Source organism: Henriciella pelagia (assembly GCF_002088945.1).
Lineage (GTDB): Bacteria > Pseudomonadota > Alphaproteobacteria > Caulobacterales > Hyphomonadaceae > Henriciella > Henriciella pelagia.
Genome location: NZ_NCSU01000008.1, coordinates 23,468 through 42,774 on the forward strand (window position 1 = coordinate 23,468; position 19,307 = coordinate 42,774).

23 protein-coding genes are annotated in these 19,307 nt (G+C 62.5%); 10 read left to right on the top strand and 13 right to left on the bottom strand.

Going from position 1 to position 19,307, the window contains the following annotated elements; translation table 11 throughout:
• The first annotated feature begins 6 nt into the window (after positions 1-6).
• Positions 7-501: a hypothetical protein gene (locus B8746_RS08160; protein ID WP_084393205.1), complete on the top strand. Its 495-nt coding sequence runs from the start codon at positions 7-9 to the stop codon at positions 499-501.
• A 3-nt stretch (positions 502-504) separates the two neighbouring features.
• Here B8746_RS08160 and B8746_RS08165 read toward each other — a convergent pair whose 3' ends face one another.
• Complete coding sequence (locus tag B8746_RS08165; protein ID WP_143434558.1) at positions 505-771, bottom strand: hypothetical protein; 267 nt, start codon at positions 769-771, stop codon at positions 505-507.
• Positions 772-891: 120 nt separating this feature from the next.
• Here B8746_RS08165 and B8746_RS08170 point away from each other — a divergent pair, with 120 nt between their 5' ends.
• Positions 892-1,866: a helix-turn-helix domain-containing protein gene (locus B8746_RS08170; protein WP_084393207.1), complete on the top strand. Its 975-nt coding sequence runs from the start codon at positions 892-894 to the stop codon at positions 1,864-1,866.
• On the opposite strand, the gene B8746_RS08175 is transcribed toward B8746_RS08170, so the two are convergent.
• Positions 1,863-2,333 carry a MaoC family dehydratase gene (locus B8746_RS08175; RefSeq protein WP_084393208.1) on the bottom strand — a complete coding sequence of 157 codons (471 nt, stop codon included), beginning with the start codon at positions 2,331-2,333 and terminating at the stop codon, positions 1,863-1,865. The two genes, B8746_RS08170 and B8746_RS08175, sit on opposite strands and share 4 nt — an antisense overlap.
• A gap of 72 nt (positions 2,334-2,405) precedes the next feature.
• Positions 2,406-3,920: a L,D-transpeptidase family protein gene (locus B8746_RS08180; protein ID WP_084393209.1), complete on the bottom strand. Its 1,515-nt coding sequence runs from the start codon at positions 3,918-3,920 to the stop codon at positions 2,406-2,408.
• A gap of 118 nt (positions 3,921-4,038) precedes the next feature.
• Here B8746_RS08180 and B8746_RS08185 point away from each other — a divergent pair, with 118 nt between their 5' ends.
• The 4 genes from B8746_RS08185 to B8746_RS08200 all read left to right on the top strand — a co-directional run bounded on the left by B8746_RS08185 (position 4,039) and on the right by B8746_RS08200 (position 7,659).
• The gene (locus B8746_RS08185; protein ID WP_084393210.1) at positions 4,039-4,521 is read left to right on the top strand and encodes a CinA family protein; all 483 of its coding nucleotides are present in this window, start codon (positions 4,039-4,041) and stop codon (positions 4,519-4,521) included.
• Between the two features lie 254 nt (positions 4,522-4,775).
• Positions 4,776-5,789, top strand: a complete 1,014-nt coding sequence (locus tag B8746_RS08190) for a hypothetical protein (RefSeq protein ID WP_084393211.1) — start codon at positions 4,776-4,778, stop codon at positions 5,787-5,789.
• Positions 5,786-6,808 (top strand): endonuclease/exonuclease/phosphatase family protein, encoded by a 1,023-nt coding sequence (locus tag B8746_RS08195; RefSeq protein ID WP_143434559.1) that lies wholly within the window; start codon positions 5,786-5,788, stop codon positions 6,806-6,808. The genes B8746_RS08190 and B8746_RS08195 overlap by 4 nt, the downstream gene beginning before the upstream one ends.
• Before the next feature lie 11 nt (positions 6,809-6,819).
• Positions 6,820-7,659: an alpha/beta hydrolase gene (locus B8746_RS08200; protein ID WP_158084569.1), complete on the top strand. Its 840-nt coding sequence runs from the start codon at positions 6,820-6,822 to the stop codon at positions 7,657-7,659.
• A 209-nt stretch (positions 7,660-7,868) separates the two neighbouring features.
• Here the strand turns inward: B8746_RS08200 and B8746_RS08205 are convergent, their stop codons facing one another.
• From B8746_RS08205 to B8746_RS08230, 6 genes are all read right to left on the bottom strand, one after another.
• Complete coding sequence (locus B8746_RS08205) at positions 7,869-8,411, bottom strand: AAA family ATPase (protein ID WP_084393214.1); 543 nt, start codon at positions 8,409-8,411, stop codon at positions 7,869-7,871.
• Positions 8,408-9,160 (bottom strand): tRNA pseudouridine(38-40) synthase TruA, encoded by a 753-nt coding sequence (truA, locus tag B8746_RS08210; protein WP_084393215.1) that lies wholly within the window; start codon positions 9,158-9,160, stop codon positions 8,408-8,410. Before truA ends, B8746_RS08205 begins: the two co-directional genes overlap by 4 nt.
• Complete coding sequence (locus tag B8746_RS08215) at positions 9,157-9,654, bottom strand: GNAT family N-acetyltransferase (RefSeq protein WP_084393216.1); 498 nt, start codon at positions 9,652-9,654, stop codon at positions 9,157-9,159. The genes truA and B8746_RS08215 overlap by 4 nt, the downstream gene beginning before the upstream one ends.
• Entirely contained in the window at positions 9,651-10,607 is a 957-nt protein-coding gene (gene fmt, locus B8746_RS08220) for a methionyl-tRNA formyltransferase (RefSeq protein WP_084393217.1), read from the bottom strand. The genes B8746_RS08215 and fmt overlap by 4 nt, the downstream gene beginning before the upstream one ends.
• Positions 10,608-10,833: 226 nt before the next feature.
• On the bottom strand, positions 10,834-11,361 hold the full coding sequence (gene def / locus B8746_RS08225) for a peptide deformylase (protein ID WP_084393218.1): 528 nt from the start codon (positions 11,359-11,361) through the stop codon (positions 10,834-10,836).
• A gap of 166 nt (positions 11,362-11,527) precedes the next feature.
• On the bottom strand, positions 11,528-12,892 hold the full coding sequence (locus B8746_RS08230; RefSeq protein WP_084393219.1) for a DNA recombination protein RmuC: 1,365 nt from the start codon (positions 12,890-12,892) through the stop codon (positions 11,528-11,530).
• 80 nt (positions 12,893-12,972) lie between these two features.
• Here B8746_RS08230 and B8746_RS08235 point away from each other — a divergent pair, with 80 nt between their 5' ends.
• Positions 12,973-13,575, top strand: coding sequence for an RNA polymerase sigma factor (locus B8746_RS08235; RefSeq protein ID WP_084393220.1), 603 nt, complete (start codon positions 12,973-12,975; stop codon positions 13,573-13,575).
• A 13-nt stretch (positions 13,576-13,588) separates the two neighbouring features.
• Positions 13,589-13,981, top strand: a complete 393-nt coding sequence (locus B8746_RS08240) for a VOC family protein (RefSeq protein WP_084393221.1) — start codon at positions 13,589-13,591, stop codon at positions 13,979-13,981.
• A 112-nt stretch (positions 13,982-14,093) separates the two neighbouring features.
• Here B8746_RS08240 and B8746_RS08245 read toward each other — a convergent pair whose 3' ends face one another.
• Both B8746_RS08245 and ychF read right to left on the bottom strand, forming a co-directional pair.
• Positions 14,094-14,585 carry a flavodoxin family protein gene (locus tag B8746_RS08245; RefSeq protein WP_084393222.1) on the bottom strand — a complete coding sequence of 164 codons (492 nt, stop codon included), beginning with the start codon at positions 14,583-14,585 and terminating at the stop codon, positions 14,094-14,096.
• Positions 14,586-14,769: 184 nt separating this feature from the next.
• Positions 14,770-15,867 carry a redox-regulated ATPase YchF gene (gene ychF / locus B8746_RS08250; protein ID WP_084393223.1) on the bottom strand — a complete coding sequence of 366 codons (1,098 nt, stop codon included), beginning with the start codon at positions 15,865-15,867 and terminating at the stop codon, positions 14,770-14,772.
• 150 nt (positions 15,868-16,017) lie between these two features.
• On the opposite strand from ychF, the gene B8746_RS17245 reads away from it, so the two are divergent.
• Positions 16,018-16,995 (top strand): hypothetical protein, encoded by a 978-nt coding sequence (locus B8746_RS17245; RefSeq protein WP_084393224.1) that lies wholly within the window; start codon positions 16,018-16,020, stop codon positions 16,993-16,995.
• 287 nt (positions 16,996-17,282) lie between these two features.
• Here B8746_RS17245 and pth read toward each other — a convergent pair whose 3' ends face one another.
• Positions 17,283-17,897 (bottom strand): aminoacyl-tRNA hydrolase, encoded by a 615-nt coding sequence (gene pth / locus B8746_RS08260; RefSeq protein ID WP_084393225.1) that lies wholly within the window; start codon positions 17,895-17,897, stop codon positions 17,283-17,285.
• 77 nt (positions 17,898-17,974) lie between these two features.
• Complete coding sequence (locus B8746_RS08265; protein WP_084393226.1) at positions 17,975-18,637, bottom strand: 50S ribosomal protein L25/general stress protein Ctc; 663 nt, start codon at positions 18,635-18,637, stop codon at positions 17,975-17,977.
• Positions 18,638-18,911: 274 nt separating this feature from the next.
• On the opposite strand from B8746_RS08265, the gene B8746_RS08270 reads away from it, so the two are divergent.
• Entirely contained in the window at positions 18,912-19,307 is a 396-nt protein-coding gene (locus tag B8746_RS08270) for a BlaI/MecI/CopY family transcriptional regulator (protein WP_084393227.1), read from the top strand.

The following is a 19,307-nucleotide window of genomic DNA, read 5'->3' on the forward strand; positions in this document are numbered from 1 at the left end:
CTTCTCATGCGCGCCCGGCGCGCGTTTGAGGTTATTGGAGACGGATCGATCGCTGACAGTCCTGCCGATACGCTGACGCGCCCTGACGCGCTGGTCGGGCTTGCCGATGCCGAGCCCGAAGCGGCTGGCCGGTGGGAGCTGCATCTCGCCTATCGGATGAAGTCGATGAATACGGTCATCGACTTCAAGGCCGTCGTGGATTTCGTCCGGATAGGGGCTTTCTTCAGTGGGCGCTCCAGCATGGCCTATCTGAACGGTACCACCGAGATCATGCGCGTGCCGACTGACATAGAAGGCGAGCTGACGGGCACGCAGGCGCTGCTTGACGTGCACATGCAGGAAGGCGCGCTGAAGCGTGCGCCATTTCACTGTTCGGGCGAAGCCAGGCCGGACGGGAGGCAATATGAAGGGCTATGGACCATGCCCTGCATCGACCCCGTAAAATGTGGCTGCGAGGGCGACCGCGGTGCCTTCTGGCTGACGCGGGTGGACGAGGCCTGAGCGTTATTTCGCTTGCGGACCGCGATACCGGTAATCCTGCATGAGGAGGATAGCAGGCTCGTAGCTGGCATCGGCGCGCAGGGCCTCTTCGAGGGCATCCCGCGCTTCGTTTTTCTCACCGCGTTCGATGTGGGCGAGTGCGAGTGCTGTCTTGTCGCGCGCCATATTTGCCGGGCCGGGGGCGTGAGGGGGCAGGTCCGATGGCTGAAATGCTGAAGCGGTTGCGATGGCCAGCGCGGTAAGGCTGGCGGCGAGGGAAAACTGTTCCATGACGATGTCCTTTCCGGCGCGACTATGCGCCTTGACAGGAGAATGGGGATTGGCGAGACCCGCTTGAATTGGCGGAAATGCCATTATGTGGTAGGTTTTCGCCAAACGGGAATTCCTGCCATGCCAGACACCACGCACAGCCAGCACCGCGTCGCCGTCATGGCCTATGACCGGATGTGGCCGTTCGAGTTTGGCATTGCGACCGAGATTTTCGGCTGGGCGCGCCCTGAGATCATCGATGCGGTCTGGTATGATTTTCTGGTGGCTGGTCCTGACGCGCCGATCCGCACGATTGGCGGGATGACGATGCAGCCCGATCACGGCTATAATGCCGTCTCCAGCGCCGACACTGTCATCATTCCGGCCTGGCGGGACGTGAATGAGTGCCCGCCTGAGCCGATGCTTGAAGCGGTGAGAGGGGCGCGGAAGAATGGTGCGCGGATGGTGTCATTCTGCACGGGCGCTTATGTGCTGGCGCATGCCGGAATTCTGGATGGACGGCGGGCAACCACCCATTGGCGCGATCTGGGGCAGCTCAAGCGCCAGTTCCCGAAGATCGAGACGGTCGAGGATGTGCTCTATGTCGATGACGGCGATGTCATAACGTCGGCAGGATCGAGTGCGGGTGTGGATTGTAGCCTGCACATCATCCGCAAGGATTATGGGGCCGAGATGGCCAACCGGATTGCGCGAAGCCTCGTCATGCCGCCACACCGTGACGGCGGGCAGGCGCAATATATCGAAGCGCCGATCCAGGAGCGGTCGGGTCAGTCGGTCTCGGGCGTGCTTGACTGGGCGCGGGAGCGTCTCGACCAGCCGCTTTCGATTTCGGACATGTCTGACGTGGCTGGAATGAGCGAGCGGACCTTCCTGCGCCGGTTCAGGGACGGAACGGGCACAACGCCGCTCAAATGGCTGCGCCGGGAGCGCGTGTTCCGGGCCATGGGCCTGTTGGAGAAGACCGAGCTCAGCCTGATCGATGTTGCCGCGCAATCTGGTTTTGGCTCCGTCGAGACCTTCCGGTCGGCCTTTCGCGAAATCGTGGGCACGCCGCCGCACGCCTATCGCAAACGGTTCGAACTGACGCGGGCCTAGTCCTCGATCGGGGCGTCGGGGTTTTTGACGCGGATCAAGCCATTGCCGATGAAAGTCATCACCAGTTCGTCATCCTGGTTGTAGACACGGTTCTGGGAGCGGGTGAGGCCCATATCGGGGCGCGACTTCATGCGGCGCTTGGAAAGCATTTCCATTTCTATGCGGATTTCGTCGCCGGGATAGACGGGCTTGATCCATTTCAGCTCGTCAATGCCGGGAGAGCCGAGACCGGCCTGCGGCTCGCCGTGCTGCATGGTCTCGACCATCAGCCGCATCGTCATCGCAGCGGTGTGCCAGCCCGACGCCGAGAGACGGCCGAAGAAGGTGTTCTTTGCGGCTTCATCATCGAGGTGGAAGGGCTGCGGGTCATATTTGGAGGCAAACTCGATGACCTCCTCACGCGTGACCTTGTAGCTGCGCGGGCTATGGGTGACCGTGCCGGGCACCACGTCTTCATAGTATTTCATGCGAGGGCATCCTGAATCTGTCCGCAGAGCAGATCAGTGCGGCCGGGCACGGTTTCAATGGCTGACGGTGCGTCAGGACGTGCTCTCATCAGGCGTCATGCCGAGGCCCGTCAGGACGCGGCTGTCGCGTGCATAAATGTCGTCGAGATAGCGGATGCCACCGGCCTCATCCTTGACGGCGGTGAAATATAGAATGTGAACGGGAACTTTCGCGGCGAGATTGGCGCGCGTTTCCTTTGCCGAGGCGACAGCGGTGTCAATCTTTGCGCGGTCCCAGCCCGGCGTGTCCTTGAGCAACCATTCCGACAGGCCAATCGGGTCCTGCGTGCGAAGGCACCCGGAAGAAAAAGCGCGTTGGCGCTGTGCAAAGAGGCCGCGCGTGGGCGTGTCGTGCAGGTACACATTGTGCGGGTTGGGGAACATGATCTTGACCTGGCCGAGCGCGTTCTGCGGCCCCGGTGCCTGGCGGATGCGATAAGGCATGGTGCCGGCCGGGATGGCGTTCCAGTCAATCGTCGAGGCGTTCACAGGCTGGCCGGAGCGGTCAAGCACCTGGAAGCCGAGGCGGCTGACGGAGCCCGGATCCTTCTTGAACATGGGCAGCTTGTCGGCCCTGGCGAGGCTGGGCGGGGTCTCCCACCAGGGATTGAACACGATGTATTCGATCTGGTCAGAGAAGACCGGCGTCCGGCGATAGGGCTTGCCGACAATGGTGAGGTGGGTGCGCTGGGGCTCTCCATTTTCGTAGGCGGTGACGTCGAAGCCCGCAATATTGGCGCGCAGATGCTTCTGGCCGAGGTCACCCGGCAGCCAGCGCCAGCGTTCCATATTGACGCGGACCTGCTGGATACGGGCCTGCGGGCCGCGATTGAGCGCGCGAATGGAAGCTGCGCCAACCACGCCGTCCGCGTCGAGGTTTTCCGCTGTCTGGAAGGTCTCGACCGCGTTCACCGTGTCGGCGTCCATCGTGCCGGTGGCCTGTGCCTCTTCTAGCAGGCCAAGCTGGACGAGGCGGGCCTGAAGCTCAACGACGCGAGGACCTGTCATGCCTGATTTGAGGGCCGGGCCTTCAGAGACCTTGCTGATCGGCTTGCCGGCATCCTTGCGCAGGGCGGCCAGTTCATCCTTCAGCGCGCCATAGGCTGGCTGTACGGGGGCAAGCTGTTCGAGGCTGGTCGCGATGGTGCCGGTTTCAAGGGCATAGGCGAGGACGGCGGCGAGGTCGGCCTCGCGGCGGGCGGCGGTCCAGTCCGGCTCGATGCTGACGGGGTTGAGCTTGCCGTACAGCATGTGCGCGGCGGCTGACATCCAGGCGTCGGTGGCGATCCAGTCGCGCTCCTGTGGATTGGCGGCGAGGACAAGCTCTTCAAGGTGGTAGTCTGTTGGCGTCAGGCCGTGTGCGCGAAGGCCCTCAATAGCACTGATCAAGGCCTGGTAATTTGCGTCGGACCAGACGGTCTGCGTCGCTGCGTCTTCGAGGAAGGCGTCGGTCGCGACGGGCGCGAGTTCATAGTCGACCGGCTCGGCTGCGGCGGTGAATGGAATGAATGCGGCGGCGACCGCTGCGAAAAGCCGGACAGGTCTCATCCTGGTCTCTCCTCCCTCGATGACTTTCCCTTGAGACTAGTTCATTTGGCCGCACTTGCCAGCCTTCGGGGACATTGCATGCTTGTGAAGAGGCGGCTCTGCTGGTTGAAGTCTCACCATGCAGACACTTCTTCCCATCGCCGAGGAGATCGGCGCGATCCTGAAAGCCCGGCGCCAGACGATTGGCATCTGGGAATCTTCCTCCGGCGGTCTGATCTCGGCAGCGCTGCTCGCCCAGCCGGGCGCTTCGGCCTATTTCCGGGGCGGCGGCGTCATCTATGCACCGGCAGCGTTTCGCGGCCTGATGGGGCTCAGCAAGGCGGATCTCGGTGACATGCGCTCGTCCAGCGAGCCCTATGCGCGCTTTGCCGCCGCGACGATCCGGGAACGGCTGAAGGCGGATTGGGGCCTCTGCGAGACGGGGGCGGCCGGGCCGGGCGGCAATTCCTATGGTGATGCGGCGGGTCATACCTGCGTGGCGCTGGACGGCGACGATGTGAAACTGTCCCGCACGCTCGAGACCGGACTGGATGATCGCGGCCAGAATATGCGGCTGTTTGCGGCGGAAGCGCTGCACCTGCTGCGCGAAGCGATTTCCTAGGAGCCCCACCGCGGGCCCTCCTTCCTTTGACAGGCTCTGGATAGACGGGCAGGGGCGATGGGCGCAATCGTTTCAAACAATCGCTCGCCAGTGGTTCGACTTCGCTCACCATGTCGGGCTTTTTCTAGCGTCGCATCAGGCCGTTGCACGCGACGTTGCCACCCCTCCGGAGACTTAGAGTGAGGCACGCCTGAAATGATTGCCTTGCCCCGGGAATTGTAGCAGCTTTTGCGCAGGAGACCGGGGAGGGGGACGTGCTGATATTCTGGTGCTGGCTTGCTGCCGTCATCTCGGTCGTGCTGGCCTATATTGTGGCCGGGCCGATCTGGAAGCGCGAGCATTCCATGTTCTTCGGGGACAGCGAGAAGCCGCTGGAGCTCAGCGGCGCGGTCGGCGAAGTGTTCATCATCACCGCCGGCGCGCTGTTTGTCGCCGCGATCGACCAGGTCTGTGAAGAGGTTTCACCGGTATCGATCCTGACGTCGTATCCGCTGTTCTGCGGCGGCTTTTTCGTCATCGTGCTGGTCGGCGTCTATCTCTACGGTGTCTATAAGGGCATGACCGGGCTTCCGGGCGAGAAGAAGCGGCTGACGGCGACCTATATGGTGTACGGCGTGTTCAGCACCATCCTGTTTGCCGGGATCTGCCTGCTCGCGGCGCTGATGATCGCAGAGGCGGTCATCGATGCGAACAAGTTTTCGACCGAGGCCGCGCTTGTGCTCGCCCAGGCAGAAGGGCTCAGCGGGCAAGCCATTGCGGCGAAGACGAGCGGGCTGAACATGGTCTTCCTCGACACGCAGGCCGTGCTGAAGCGGCTGGAAGGATCGATGTCGCCGGTCTTTGTGTTCGCGGCAGGCCTGTTCGCGTTCAACCTTGTTGTACGTTATACGCCGCTGCGCCGCGCCTTCGCCAAGGAGGCGATGTTTGCGACCTATCTGACAACGTTTACCGCGCTTGCGCTGGTCGTTGTCACGGGGATCTGGGTCTATACCGGCCAGTACAGCAATTTCATCGGCGATGTGCTCAATGCCATGGCACCGATGAGGCCGGACTTCTTTGCGGCCTCACCCGATTATAATTCACGATATACCGATATCTGGCTGAGGCTGGTCGACGATCAGGCGCTGCTTGGCTTTCTGTCGCGGATGAGCGATCAGTGGGGCGGCGTTGCAGCCTTGCTCGGCATCTTCCAGTGGAGTGCGGAGCGGTTCAACAAGCCGGAGGCGAGCACGAAGATGCCTTCGCCCAGACAAGAGGGAACGGTGTGAAGGTCTTGTGGATTGCGCTGATACTCGTCGCGCTGCTGGTCATTTACGCACTGGCAGTGCGCTACGTCACATTGCGCGACGGCTCCATCCCGATGGACGCGGTCCCAGCCTCGCCGCAGGAGGCAGGCAGCGAAGAAACGCTAAGCGTAATGATCTGGAACCTCGGCTATGCCGGGCTTGGTGCTGAGTCTGACTTCAAGGCTGATGGGGGCGAGATGCTGCAGCCGCCAAGCAGGGCTGTGGTTGAAAAGAACCTTGCCGGTATTCAGGATGTGCTGCGGGCGCAGGACGCCGACGTATTCCTGTTCCAGGAACTGGCCCGTGGCGGTTTTCTCAATCGCGGCGTGGATGTTGTTGCTGGCGTGCGTGAGGTGCTGCCAGGCTACGGCTCTTTCTTCACCGCCGACATCAAGACACGGCTTCTTCCGTCACCACTGTCCTTGCGCCACGGCATCGGCATGTTCTGGCGCGGCGCTCCGCTCACGGTCGAGATTGTCCGCTTGCCGGAAGAGCCTGAGCCGATCATGGGTTTCATCCAGCGGCGCTACCACGTGCAGGTCATGGAGTTTGAGCAAGGCGGGGTGCCCTGGACCCTGATCAATGTCCATCTGTCGGCCTTTGATGAAGGTGCCAATACGCGATTGCTGCAATTGCTGGCGGTGATTGATCTGGCCAAGCGCCATTACGAAAGTGGCCGCGCTGTCGCCGTGGGTGGGGACTGGAACATGCGGCTGACGCCAACGGATTTTGCCTCAACGTCCGACGACAGCGCCTTGTTCTGGATCCATGATTTTCCGAAACATGAGCTGCCAGATGGCTGGCAGATCGCGGTCGATCCGAGCGTTCCAACTGTGCGGACGAACGAGCGGCCTTATGCGCGCGATGAGAATTATCGCACCATCATCGATGGCCTGCTCGTCTCACCCAATGTCGAAGTGGTGAGCGCGGCGGGGCTGGACCTCGATTTCCAGATCACCGATCACCAGCCCGTGCGATACACGCTGCGGGCGAGGCCCTGATGGAGGCGGACATGGCGAAGCAGGCAAAGAGCTGGACGTTTGGCGAGAAGGTGCAGGGCTATGCCTGGGAGGTGGCCAGCCCGCGCGCGAGCCTGCTGCTGCAGCATGGCTACGGCGAATATGCCGGTCGTTATGTGATGAGCTACAATCGCCTCATTCCGAACCTCAACGCGCTCGACATCAATGTCTATGCGTTCGATGCCGAGGGGCATGGGCGCTCACCGGGCCCGCGCGGGGCGACGGACATGAAACGGGCCGTGGCGCATCATCTTGCCGCGCGTGAAGTGCTGGAGACGCGCGAAGAGCCGCTCTTCATGATGGGGCATTCGCTCGGCGGGCTGATTACGGCGGCGAGTGTCGCCTATCGCCCGGAAGGGGTGAGCGGGGCGGTTTTGAGCGCGCCAGCGCTGAAGATCGAGCTTAATCCGGCCCTGAAGACGGTTGCGGGCGTCCTTGCCTCGATTGCGCCCACGGCCAGGCTGACGCCGCCGCTCGATGCCGATGCCATTTCACGTGATGCGGCGGTGGTTGAAAAATATCGCAACGATCCGATGGTGATCACGAAAGCGCCTGCGGCCCGGCTCGGCGCGACGGCGATCAAGGTGCTCGAGCGTGCCCGCAGCAGCTTTTCGGACTGGGATGTGCCGGTGCTGGTGATCCATGGCGATGCCGACCGGCTGACCCCGATCGAGGGCAGTCGGGCATTCATTGAGGCGATTGGGGCATCGGACAAGCAGCTTGTCGAGTTCGCCGGTGGCTATCATGAGCTGCTCAATGATCATGAGGCGGACAAGGCGCTCGCCACCGTGCTCGACTGGCTGAAGCCGCGCCTGCCGGGCGGCAGGGTCTGATGAGCCCCACAAGGGGCCTTCCGAAGAGAGGAGCGCCAAGATGCGCGTTCAGCGTCCAGCGGCTTCGTGGTTCGACTTCGCTCACCATGAAGCCTGATGAGTCATTTGAAAAAAAGCCTTCATCCTGAGCGACGTCGAAGGTCGAAGGCGTTCTGGTGAGTTCAATGCAGTGATCGCCCCCTCACCACTGGGGAGGGGCCGAGGAGGGGTCAGAGCCCCAGACACCGCAGCACGAAATCGGCACGGGCAGTCACACTCGATTTCGGCAGATCGATCATTGCGTAACCGCGTTTGGGGTAAGCGAGGCGGAGATAATTGTATTCCAGCACGGCGGTCTCAAAGGAGAGCGGGCGTTCATCATCCTGCTCGTAGAGCTCGAACCATGGCGGGGCCATGAAGACCGGGCTGGAATAGATGGTCGTGTGGCAGAGTTTTTCGAGGTCCTCGGGCATCGCTATGGAGAGGCGTTCGAAATGGGCGGCGGCGTCCACTGCGGAGCGATCGAAGAAGACCGGGCCGTCATGGGTGCGTACCCATGCCAGTGTGGCGTGGGCGTATTCGATGGCCTTGCGCACGAAGGCCTCCGCATTGACCCAGGGCAGGGCATCGCCGCCGGTCGCAAGCGCTTCGCGAACAATGTTGCGGCCGGGCTCTTCCACCGTGCGGAAGCCCCGGCGGGCGAGTTCATTCAGGAGGGTGGACTTGCCGCCAGACGAGCAGCCGGAGATGACGATGCGCCGCCGGTCTCTCATGCGTCCCCGTCATACATGACGCGCTCGAGATAGAGCCCGTCCGCCGGCGCGACGGGGCCGCAGGCCGCGCGGTCGCGGGCTTCAAGGATGTCCTTCACCCAGCCCGGTTCCTGCATGCCGCGGCCGACCTCGACGAGGCTGCCGACAATGGAGCGGACCTGGCGATGCAGGAAGCTGCGGGCAGTGGTCGTCACTTCGATACGGTCGCCATAGGCGCTGACATTCAGCGTGTCGAGCGTCTTCACCGGGCTCTTGGCCTGGCACTGGGCATCGCGAAAGGTCGAGAAATCATGCTCGCCGATCAGGTGGTCTGCCGCTTCCTGCATCTTGCGTACATCAAGCGGGACGGGGACGCGCCAGATCAGCCCCTTGTCGAAGGTGAGATGGGCACGGCGGACCTGGATGATGTAGCGATAGGCGCGGCCTGTGGCGCTGAAGCGGGCGTGAAAATCCTCGGTCACGTCTTCGGCGGTGAGGACAGCAATGGGGTCGGGGCGAAGATGGTAGTTGAGCGCGTCCGCCACCTTGCGGATCGGGCGCGGCTTGGTGAGGTCGAGATGGGCGACCTGTCCGGTCGCGTGCACGCCGGCATCGGTACGCCCGGCCCCCTGCACGAAGACGGGCTTGCCGTCGAGGGCTTCAGCGGCGCTTTCAAGCGCGCCTTGTACGGAGGGCTGCCCCTCCTGACGCTGCCAGCCATAAAAGGGACGGCCATCATATTCGACGAGGAGACGGATGCGCTGTGTCATGCAGCAGCCCCGAAGGCTCTGGGATAGGTGAGCGTGCCCGTGCGGGGCGCGGTGTTGCTGAGCTCGATCCCCATGAAGGCGGGGCCGGACCATGGCGCGTCATAGCGGGCCGCGACCTCCGGGCTGAAACCGAATTTCGGATAATAGTCCGTGTGGCCGAGCACGAAGACAAGCTGCCGGCCCTGGCCTTCCATCATCGTCATGCCGAGCTTGATCAGTCCACGGCCTATGCCGGATTTCTGGCGGTCTGGGCTGACGCTCATCGGGCCGAGACCGGCGGCGATGTCCTCGTCGTCAATCAGTATACGGAAGAACTGGATGTGGCCGAGGATGTCGCGATCATCATGCGCGATCAGCGAGGCGAGGCTGTCGCCGTCTGCGAGGAGTTGCGTCACGATCTTCGCTTCATCCGGCGTGCCGAAGGCAGCATCATTGAGGGCGTTGATCGCGTCGGCATCTTCGGCGCGGGCCGGGCGGATCCAGATATCCTTCATTCGAAGCGGCTCCCTGCCTCAATCTTGTTGCCACGCAGGAAGTCTTCGGCGTCCATGGCGCGGGAGCCCGGCTTTTGCAGGTTGAGGAGGCGCACGGCATGGCCATCGCCGCAGGCGATGAGGAGATTGTCGTCGAGCAACGTGCCGGGGGCCGCGGCGTCATGCGTCTGCTCTGAGAGCCGGCTCATCAGCGCCTTTACGCGGACGGGTTCGTCGTCGGGCTTCGAGGTCCAGTTGAACCAGGCGCCGGGGAAGGGGGAGAGACCGCGGATCTGGCAATCGACTTTGGCGGCGGGTTTGCTCCAGTCGATCTGGCGGTCATCGGCCGTGATCTTGGAGGCATAGGTCGCGCCGTCTTCGGTCTGGGGCACAGGTTTGAGGCTGCCATCGGCGAGGCCTTCGAGGGCGCGGGGCGCAAGCTCTGCGGCGAGTTCTGCGAGGCGGTCATGCAGGCTGCCGGCGGTCTCGAAGGGGAAGATACGCGCTTCGGAACTGGCGAGGACGGGGCCGGTGTCGAGCCCGGCTTCCATCATCATCGCCTGCACGCCGGTCATCTCGTCACCTGCCATGATGGCACGCTGGATCGGCGCCGCGCCTCTCCAGCGAGGCAGCAGCGAGGCGTGCATGTTCATGCAGCCAAGGCGCGGCGCGTCCAGCACCTCCTGCGGTAGGATGAGGCCATAGGCGACGACGACGGCTGCATCGAGATTGAGGGCTGCGAAGCGGGCTTTTTCCTCGGCGGGCTTTAGCGATTTCGGCGTGCGGACCTCAAAGCCGTGGTCCTCGGCATAGCGGTGGACGGGCGTCGGTGTCAGCTTCTTGCCGCGTCCGGCGGGGCGGGGCGGCTGGGAATAGACGCAGGCGATCTCATGGCCGGCCTCGACCAGCGCGGCGAGCACATCAACGGCAATATCCGGGCTTCCCATGAAGGCAATGCGGAGCGGGTGTCTCATGTGGCGGGGTCTAGCGAAGCGGGGGGATTAGGCAAGATGGAAGCGGGTCAAAGCCAAGGATTGCAAATGATCGTGAATATCGAATGGGCTTTGCAGACTGGCTCTGGCTGTTCGAGCGATAGAATCCCAGGACCGTAATTCAAACCGTGCAGCGCAAATGCCAAAACACCGAGGAACAACACTAATTTGGTTGCAGCGCTTGAGCCTGACAGCCTGCGCAGCATGATCAGGCCCCGACCTTGGCTTTCATTCGGGTGGCTTTCCTCACCTTCTCGACCGCGCGTTGACGCTTCAGGCGCGAGAGATAATCGATGAAGAGGGTGCCTTCGAGGTGGTCCATCTCGTGCTGGATGCAGACGGCGAAGAGGCCTTCGGCGACTTCTTCCTGCTGGTTGCCATCATAGTCGAGATAGCGGATGCGACACTCGGTCGGGCGCTCGACTTCCTCATAGACGTCGGGGACGGAGAGGCAGCCTTCTTCATACGGCGCCTTGTCTTCGGTCAGCGGCAGGATTTCCGGGTTCACGAAATAGCGCGGCTGCGGCTCTTCATCCTGGCCGGCAAGGTCCATCACGATGACGCGCAGCGGCACACCGATCTGGATCGCGGCAAGGCCGATGCCGGGCGCGTCGTACATGGTCTCGAGCATGTCATCCATCAGCGCGCGGATGTCATCCGTGACGCCGCCTTCGACGGGCTTTGAGACTTCCTTCAGACGCGGGTCCGGGACGGTGAGAATTTCGCGAATGGCCATGGCGCTGAGATAAGGCGAAGGGGTTTGGAAATCAATAATGGGGGGTGACTTACGAGAGAGGCATCACCACGGCTTGTCCGTGGTGCCCGTCTTCGGTGTTTGCTTTTGTGGGCCCGTCAGGAGATGGGCCCCGTGGACAAGCCACGGGGAGGCGCAGATAGAGAGTTCAGGCCGCGTCTTCCTTGCTGCCCTTGCCATCGAAATCGAGTTCGGGTGTGCGGTCTGTTTCTTCGGCGGTCGCCTCGATGCGTTTGGTTTCGCCGATCTGTTTGTCCGGCGGGGCGATGGAGAGTTCCTCAAAGCGGCGCATGGTGGGCAGGACGCGCTTGTCGAAGGAGCTGTTGACCGAGTTGTAATGGCCGACGGCGCTGTTCAGTGCCTTGCCGAGACGTTCCATATGTTCGGACATGGTGGCCATGCGGCGATAGAGTTCTTCGCCGAGCTTGGCGGCCTCGCGAGCATTCTCGGCCATTTTTTCCTGACGCCAGACATAGGAGACCGTCTTGGCAAGGCCGATCAGGGTGGACGGCGTGGTGACGATCACATTCCGCGAATAGGCGCGCTCCAAGAGGTTGGGCGCGTGTTCGAGGGCAGCCGCGAAGAAGTTCTCGCCCGGAATGAACATGGCGACGAAATCGACGCGCTCATCCAAGTTCGACTGGTAGGATTTTGACGCCAGCGTATCGACATGGCGTTGGACGCTGGTCGCGTGGGCTTTCAGATGCACGGCGCGCTGCTGCGGATCACCTGAATTGGCGGCGTTCATATAGGCGTCGAGCGAGACCTTGGAGTCGATCACGATCTGGCGCCCGCCGGGCAGATGGATGACGGCGTCCGGGCGCTGGCGGCCATCCTCGGTCTGGTCGAAGACCTGCTCATTGAAGTCGCAATGGCCTGAAAGTCCGGCCTGCTCCATGACATTGCGGAGCGTCATCTCGCCCCAGCGGCCGCCGCCTTTCGGCGCGGTGAGGGCGTTGACGAGCTTGCCGGTCTCGGCCGTGTTGCGCACGAGGCTCTCGCCAATCGCCTTTACCTGTTCCTGGATCGCGGACTTGTCCTCGGCGCGGACTTTTTCAATGTCGGCGACGCGTTTCTTGAACTCGTCGAAATTCTCGCCGATCGGTTTCATAAGCTCTTTCAGTTCGCCCTGCGCGCCTTCGCGGTGCTTCTTGAAGGTCTCGTCAGCGCGGTCGATGAAGTCTTTCTGGGCCTGTCGCAGCACGCCCTGCGCAAGATCGGCAAAGCGCTTCTCGTCCTCTTCGGCGCGGGCCTTTGCGGCGGCCAGGGCTTCGCGCGCCTCCTGTGAGACGAGCATCTGCGTCTTCAGTTCCTGGGTCAGGCGCTCGCGCTCTTCCCTCAGCTCGTCGCGCTGGCTCTCGGCATGGGCAAGGTCGCGCTCGAGTTCGCCAGACCTGTTGCGCACTTCGCCGCGCATCCAGATGAGCACACCAGCAAGAGCGGCAGAGGCCACGAACAGGATGACGTGGATGAGGTCGAGGCCTGTCTGGCCGATGGTGACGATGGGATCCATGAGGCAACTCCTAAACCGATTCGGGCCTTGACTCGGCGGCGTGATTGGCGCGAACATACAAGGAACAAAGGGGTGAGGCAATGAGTGCAGAGCTACGGGCATCGCTGCAAGCTATCGCGCGTCGCCATGTGCGCAGCGCCGACGAGGCTGATGATGTGGTGCAGCAGGCGCTGCTTGCGGCGATCGAGGCGGGGCGGACGGACTTTTCCTCAGGACAGGGGCGGGCCTGGCTGATCGGTACGGTGCGCAACAAGGCGCGGATGCTGGCGCGGGGCGTGGTGCGGCAGCGGGCGCGCGAAGAGGCCTGGGCGGAGGTTGCTGCCGCCGTGCATCGCGAGGGCGCGGACAGGCCGGACCTTGCACGCCTGCCGCCATCGCTCCGGCTGACGGCGCTGCTGGCGCTGAATGGTGCGACGCGCAGCGAGATTGGCTGGCTGCTTGGCCTGTCGGATGCAGCCCTGCGCCAGCGCGTGTCGCAGTTGAAGCGCGCCATCGAGGCCGGGCCGGTGCCGGACATGGCCCTGCAGGGGGCGCTGCCCTTTGGGGCAATGCGCCGCCAGATGGTTGAACGGCTGAAGAAACGCGGCGGGTTTCTCGCCAGCCATGATCCGGACGGACATTTTTTTGTGCTGGCTCGCTCACAACACAGCGGCTCGCGGCAACAGGCAGGTGAGCACTTATAGAGGAGACCAGATCATGCTCACGAAAACCGCAATTGGCGCCATTGTCTTCTACGTCGCCGACATTGACCGCACCGAAGCCTTCTACAGGGAGACACTCGGCCTCGACTTGCAGCGCATGGAAGGCGATGCGGGGGAGTTTGACGGCGCCGACTGGCTGATGGCCGATGTCGGCAACGGCATGAGCCTCATCTTCTTCCAGATGGACGGTAAAAGGGGCGACAGCCCGGTGGTCGTGTTCAACCTGGAAGAGGGCGGGATAGACGGGCTCGTCGAGGGGCTGGTGAACAAGGGGGTGACGATTGTCACCCCGGTCTCGCACGCGCCCGATGGCGGCTGGACGGCAGATTTCGCCGATCCGGACGGGCATACGCTGTCAGTGTATCAGACGGCGGAGGTGCCGAGGTGATGGGCTGATGGTTTCATGAGCCTCATGGTGAGCGAAGTCGAACCACGAGGCGGGAAGCACACAGCGCGCCCTCGTCCTTCGACTTCGCTCAGGATGAGGGCTTTTTAGGTGTTCAGAAAACCCCCATGGCCAGCCCGGCGGCCATGGCTGCGCCGAGCTCGCGGCATTTTTCGAGATCGGCTTCGCCGATCGTCTTGTTGGCGAGGATGTCTTCCTTCGTCTGGGCATGGGTGCAGATTATGAAAGGCTCCTGCACCATTTTCAGCCGCCAGCCGGTTGCGACGCGGGCGGTCTGTTTGAGGGCGTTTTCGCCGTCGGAGCCTGCGCAGATCATCTGCGCATAGGGTCGGCCCTCGATCTTGCCGAGGACAGGATAGTAGGAGCGGTCAAAGAATTCCTTCATGCCGCCAGCAATCGCGGCGAGGTTTTCCGGCGCGCAGAAGATGTAGCCATCGGCAGTGAGGAGATCGTCCGGGCCAGCGTCGGTGGCGCGTTTGAGGATGGTTTCGCAGGCCTCTTCAGCGCGGGCGGCGTCTGCGGCGGCCTTGGCCATCTGTTCAGACCCGCCGGTGCGGGAGAAGTAGACGATGAGGAGTTTGGGCATGTGGCTGATCCTATCCAATCTCGCCCCTGTTCCAAGACAGACGATGATGGCGTCACTCTCGATGAGCCAGCAGGCTCATCTGAGAGCCCAGCTCCCGCCATCTCCGTGTGCGCCTTCCTCGGTATTTGGAGATAGGCCCTCAGACCGCTTCGCGGTCGAGGGTGACGCACACACTGAAGCGGCGTTACACGTTGAAGCGGAAATGCAGGACGTCGCCTTCCTTGACGATGTAGTCCTTGCCTTCCTGGCGCATCTTGCCGGCTTCTTTCGCGCCGGCTTCGCCCTTGTGGGCGATGAAATCCTCATAGGCGATGGTTTCAGCGCGGATGAAGCCTTTTTCGAAGTCGCCGTGGATGACGCCGGCGGCCTGCGGGGCGGTCCAGCCCTGACGGATCGTCCAGGCGCGGGCCTCTTTGGGGCCAACCGTGAAATAGGTCTGCAGGCCGAGCAGCTTGTAGCCGGAATGGATGAGGCGGTTGAGGCCCGGCTCTTCGAGGCCCTGCATCTCCAGGAATTCGGCGCGCTCTGCCGGGTCGAGCACGGCCATTTCGGCCTCGATCTGGGCGGAGATAACAACAGCTTCTGCGCCTTCCTTTGCGGCGCGTTCCATCACCATCTCGGAATATTTATTGCCGGTGGCCGCGCTGTCCTCATCGACATTGGCGACAAGCAGGACGGGCTTGGAGGTCAGCAGCTGCAGCATGCGCCAGGCCTTGCGGTCTTCCTTCGGCACGTCGGCGTAGCGGGCCGGGCGGCCTTCATTGAGTTCGGCGAGGGCAAGGTCGAGCAGGGCGAGCGTCTCTTTTGCTTCCTTCTCGCCGGATTTGGCTTTCTTCTCGACGCCGGCGCGGCGCTTTTCGAGGCTTTCCATGTCGGCGATCATCAGCTCTGTCTCGACGATGTCGAGGTCGGCAATCGGGTCGACGCGGCCGGCGACGTGGGTGATGTCGTCATCCTCGAAACAGCGCAGGACATAGATGATGGCGTCGGTTTCGCGGATGTTTGCGAGGAACTGGTTGCCGAGGCCTTCGCCTTTGGAGGCACCTTCGACGAGGCCGGCAATGTCGACGAAATTCATGCGGGCCGGGATGATCTCCTTCGAACCTGCGATCTCGGCCAGCTTCTCTAGGCGTGGTTCAGGCACGGCGACTTCGCCGACATTCGGCTCAATCGTGCAGAACGGATAGTTCGCGGCCTGAGCAGCGGCGGTCTGGGTCAGGGCGTTGAACAGGGTGGACTTGCCCACATTTGGCAGACCGACAATACCGCACTTGAACCCCATGGATCGCTCCTTCTTCGCGCTTACTGGCGCGCGGCATAGCGCATTTCGCGCTGGAAGACAGGGTGTTTTGTCCGCCTGAACTGGTATTTACTGGACATTTGCGGCGCGGAGCTTGCATGAAACCCGCAAAATAGAGTGTGGAGGTGGTTTATGGCCTACGACATCATGATTGTCGCGGCGAAACCGGACATGACGAAGGCCGAGCATGTCGCAAAGCGGCTGCGATCCCTGAAATTCAAGGTGCGCCTCGACAAGGCGCGTGAGCATACGACGCCGACAGCGCGTGACCTCAATGATGCGAACAAGGCCGGCAAGGTGCTGGTGCTCTGGTCGAAGGCGGCCTGCGACACGACCAGGCCGGACAGCGACTGGGTGCACGCCATGGCGCATCTGGCGCGCTCGCGGCCAAAGGCGCTGATGCAGGCGGGCCTCGATGCGACGGTGCCGGACGAGCCGTTCGACAAGGATGAGCGCGCGAGCCTCACGGGTATTGGCCCGAAGCGCACGCCGAATGGTTTTTTTGACATTCTGTCGGCGCTGGAGACAGCGACGAAGCGCAAGGATCTCAAGGACTTCCTGCTGCTTGAGCCGCGCGACAAGGCGGGCAAGGATGCGTGGAAGAAGGCGCATCCGAAGGACCCGATCTCGCTTGCCGGAAAGCCAAAGCCAAAGCCAAAGCCAAAGGCAAAGGCGAAAGCGGCACCGAAGAAGGCGGCTGCTCCGGCCCCGGCTGCGCCTGTTGCGGCGAAAGCTGCAGCTGCGACAAAGCCTGTGGCACCGAAGGCACCCGCTGCACCGCCGCCAAGGACGCCCGCCCCAAGGGCGCCTGCGCCATCAGCCATGCCGTATCGGGCACCGAAGATAAGCGGCATTGTCGATGAGGAGCCGGCCATTGGCTGGCACATTCTTGGCCCTATCCTTGGCGGTGTGGCGCTGATGATGCTGCTCGCCTGGGTGTTCCGCTCCGAACAGGTCGCGACGCCGGGCATGCCAGCAATCGGCAATGCCCAGCTCGCGCCGGTCTTCTCCGAGACCTGCCCGGCAGGACAGATCCCGCGCTCACTGCTCAATACGCGCACGCTTCGCCCTGGGCCGATTGTGGATGATACGTCGGAGGATGGGGAGTAGCCTTACCCGCGGCGTCTCCCTCGACCGCGAAAGCGGTCTGAGGGTCCATCACCCGTCCGTTCAGCGCGAGCCTATCGCGATGGCAGGAGATGGGCGCTCAGATGAGCGTGCCGCTCATCGAGCGTGACGCGCCTTGTAAAGGCGTTTTGAACCAATGAAAAAAGGTCAGGCTCCCGTCGACCGCTTCGCGGCCACTTCCCCCGTGAACGGGGGAAGATGGAACCTGGCGCAAGCGTCGTGATTTCCTCTCCCGCGGGGGAGGTGCCGGCGGGCTGAGCGGGCAGTTCTTACTCGCCGCGCGCCTGTTTCGGGTCGGATTTCGGGGCAGGGGCGAGGCGGAGGACTTCGGTCTGGTAGCGCTCGTCGCCTTCCTGGAGCAGGAGCGGCAGGGCGCGCGAGGCCGCGTCCAGAAGGGCTTCGACCCAGTCTTTCTCGGCTTTCGCAAAATCGGACAGCACATAGGGCATGACCATCGACTTGTCGCCGGGGTGGCCGACGCCGAGACGGATACGGCGCACATCCGCGCCGAGATGCGCGATCATGGAGCGGATACCATTATTGCCGGAATGTCCGCCGCCACGCTTTACGCGCACACGGCCGGGTGCGAGGTCGATCTCGTCATGGAAGACGGTTACGTCATTTGCCGTGAGCTTGTAGAAGCGTGCGGCCTCGCCAGCCGAGCGTCCGCTCTCATTGTAGAAGGTCTGGGGCTTTAGCAGCAGGACTTTCTGGGGGCCGTTGCTCGTGCGGACGGTGCCTTCAGCCGCTTCGCCCTGAAAGCGTTTCTTCCATGGGCCGAAACTGTAGTCAGCCGCGATCCGGTCGAGCACCATGAAGCCGAGATTGTGCCGGTTGCCGGCATATTTCGGACCGGGATTACCCTGGCCTGCAAGAATGTGCATGACAGGCTCCGTGTTTCGCAGCCGATCAGAATCGGGCGATTGGGGCTGGCCCGAAAGCCAGCCCGTCAGCCAGGATATTAGTCCTCGGATTCTTCGCCACCGTCATCGGACTGGTTGATGGCTTCGACTTCGCCAGCCTCTGGTGCGTCTTCGTCCGTTTCAGGTGCGGCTTCTGCCATGCGACCGGTGATGGTTGCGATGGTGAAGTCACGGTCGGTAATGGTCGGCTCTGCGCCATCCGGCAGCTTGATGTCGGAAATCTTGACGTTGTCACCGATGTCGAGACCGGTGAGGTCTGCGTCGAGCTGTTCTGGAATGCTGTCTGCGCGAACATTGAGTTCGACAGCGTGACGCACAACGTTGAGTGCACCGCCGCGCTTCAGGCCAGGCGACTTGTCTTCATTGTGGAAGTGGACAGCCACTTCGACGGAGATGACCTGGCTCTCATTGACGCGGTAGAGGTCAACGTGCATCGGCATGTCGCTGACAGGATGCATCTGGATGGCCTGCGGGATGACCAGCTGCTTCTTGCCTTCATGGACGAGGTGCGCGGTCGAGGTGAGGAAGTGGCCGGTATTGATCGCCTTGATCACTTCGTTGAGCTTCAGGCTGATTGCGACCGGGTCCTGGCCGCCGCCATAAAGGACGCCTGGCACCTTGCCTTCGCGGCGGGCTTCACGTGCGCCGCCTTTTCCTGTGCGCGCGCGCACTTCCACATTGAAACTGATTTGTTGAGACATTGTCTTTTCCTTTCGCCCTGAAGTCCGCCTGCGAGCTTTCTCGCCGGTGACAGCCTGACAGGAGCGGCCTTGCGCCGTCCTTTCGAAGCGGTGGGCAATACAGGAAACATGCCGCGCGCGCAACCGTGCCGGATCAGCCCGTGCTGCCCGGCGAATGGGCCCTTGTCCACTGGCGTCTTCCCGCGGGGCAGGATGAACTCGAATTTAGGTTGACAAAAGTTCGCTACAGCTGTCACATACTACACATGTAACGCTTTGAAGGGTCAGAAAAAGCATGTCCAAACCAAACGGGTCAGAACTCGTCATTCTCAAATATCTGTGGTCAGCCGGTCGGCGCACCGCGCGGGAAATCCATGAAGCCATCGGACCGGAGCAGAACTGGCAACTCTCGACAACGCGCACCGTCATCAATCGCATGGAAAGCAAGGGCTGGGTCAAGCGGGACGGGGAGTCCGCAGATTCAGCGGCCTTTTATGTCGCCGTGCTGGACCGCGTTGAGACGCTGGGCGGGCTGGTCCGGCAGCTGACGCGCCAGGTCCTCGACCTGAAAGGCCCGCTTCCGGCGGCGCTGTTTGCTGACAGTCCGCACCTGTCGGAGGCCGAGCTTGATGAGCTCGATGCCATCATCAATGCGGCTGAAGACGCTGAGCGTGCGAAGAAGGGGAGATAG

Coding starts and splice junctions, on each gene's coding strand:
- B8746_RS08160 (WP_084393205.1), top strand. CDS start 7: ATGCGCGCCCGGCGCGCGTTTGAGGTTATTGGAGACGGATCGATCGCT.
- B8746_RS08165 (WP_143434558.1), bottom strand. CDS start 771: ATGGAACAGTTTTCCCTCGCCGCCAGCCTTACCGCGCTGGCCATCGCA.
- B8746_RS08170 (WP_084393207.1), top strand. CDS start 892: ATGCCAGACACCACGCACAGCCAGCACCGCGTCGCCGTCATGGCCTAT.
- B8746_RS08175 (WP_084393208.1), bottom strand. CDS start 2,333: ATGAAATACTATGAAGACGTGGTGCCCGGCACGGTCACCCATAGCCCG.
- B8746_RS08180 (WP_084393209.1), bottom strand. CDS start 3,920: ATGAGACCTGTCCGGCTTTTCGCAGCGGTCGCCGCCGCATTCATTCCA.
- B8746_RS08185 (WP_084393210.1), top strand. CDS start 4,039: ATGCAGACACTTCTTCCCATCGCCGAGGAGATCGGCGCGATCCTGAAA.
- B8746_RS08200 (WP_158084569.1), top strand. CDS start 6,820: ATGGCGAAGCAGGCAAAGAGCTGGACGTTTGGCGAGAAGGTGCAGGGC.
- B8746_RS08205 (WP_084393214.1), bottom strand. CDS start 8,411: ATGAGAGACCGGCGGCGCATCGTCATCTCCGGCTGCTCGTCTGGCGGC.
- truA (WP_084393215.1), bottom strand. CDS start 9,160: ATGACACAGCGCATCCGTCTCCTCGTCGAATATGATGGCCGTCCCTTT.
- B8746_RS08215 (WP_084393216.1), bottom strand. CDS start 9,654: ATGAAGGATATCTGGATCCGCCCGGCCCGCGCCGAAGATGCCGACGCG.
- fmt (WP_084393217.1), bottom strand. CDS start 10,607: ATGAGACACCCGCTCCGCATTGCCTTCATGGGAAGCCCGGATATTGCC.
- def (WP_084393218.1), bottom strand. CDS start 11,361: ATGGCCATTCGCGAAATTCTCACCGTCCCGGACCCGCGTCTGAAGGAA.
- B8746_RS08230 (WP_084393219.1), bottom strand. CDS start 12,892: ATGGATCCCATCGTCACCATCGGCCAGACAGGCCTCGACCTCATCCAC.
- B8746_RS08235 (WP_084393220.1), top strand. CDS start 12,973: ATGAGTGCAGAGCTACGGGCATCGCTGCAAGCTATCGCGCGTCGCCAT.
- B8746_RS08240 (WP_084393221.1), top strand. CDS start 13,589: ATGCTCACGAAAACCGCAATTGGCGCCATTGTCTTCTACGTCGCCGAC.
- B8746_RS08245 (WP_084393222.1), bottom strand. CDS start 14,585: ATGCCCAAACTCCTCATCGTCTACTTCTCCCGCACCGGCGGGTCTGAA.
- ychF (WP_084393223.1), bottom strand. CDS start 15,867: ATGGGGTTCAAGTGCGGTATTGTCGGTCTGCCAAATGTGGGCAAGTCC.
- B8746_RS17245 (WP_084393224.1), top strand. CDS start 16,018: ATGGCCTACGACATCATGATTGTCGCGGCGAAACCGGACATGACGAAG.
- pth (WP_084393225.1), bottom strand. CDS start 17,897: ATGCACATTCTTGCAGGCCAGGGTAATCCCGGTCCGAAATATGCCGGC.
- B8746_RS08265 (WP_084393226.1), bottom strand. CDS start 18,637: ATGTCTCAACAAATCAGTTTCAATGTGGAAGTGCGCGCGCGCACAGGA.
- B8746_RS08270 (WP_084393227.1), top strand. CDS start 18,912: ATGTCCAAACCAAACGGGTCAGAACTCGTCATTCTCAAATATCTGTGG.